The organism is Xenorhabdus santafensis (assembly GCF_033949405.1).
Taxonomy (GTDB): Bacteria; Pseudomonadota; Gammaproteobacteria; order Enterobacterales; family Enterobacteriaceae; genus Xenorhabdus; species Xenorhabdus santafensis.
Genome location: NZ_VCDN01000471.1, coordinates 1 through 330 on the forward strand (window position 1 = coordinate 1; position 330 = coordinate 330).

Here is a 330-nt window from a genome sequence, read left to right on the forward strand (position 1 = left end):
ATACAAACATACTGGAAAAAGAGAAGAGATGCTCAGATTATTTGCAGCACATAATCGTTATTTAACTGCGAAAGACGTTTTAGAGCATATGAAGGACGATTATCCAGGTCTTAGCTTTGATACGATTTATCGTAACTTAACGGTGTTTGCTGAAATCGGTGTTTTAGAACAAACGGAATTAAATGGTGAAAAACATTTTCGTTTTACTTGTTCTATTATGGAACATCATCATCATTTTATTTGTTTGGATTGTGGGGGGACGAAAGAGATTACTTCCTGCCCAATGGATTTTATGAATAAAGATTTTACTGGTTATGAAGTAACGGGTCA

Annotated in this window: 1 protein-coding gene; it reads left to right on the plus strand. The window is 34.5% G+C overall.

The annotated features are described in order from the left end of the window. Positions 1-28: 28 nt before the first annotated feature. On the plus strand, positions 29-330 hold a 302-nt coding region (locus FE392_RS23115), incomplete at its 3' end, for a transcriptional repressor (RefSeq protein WP_319932011.1).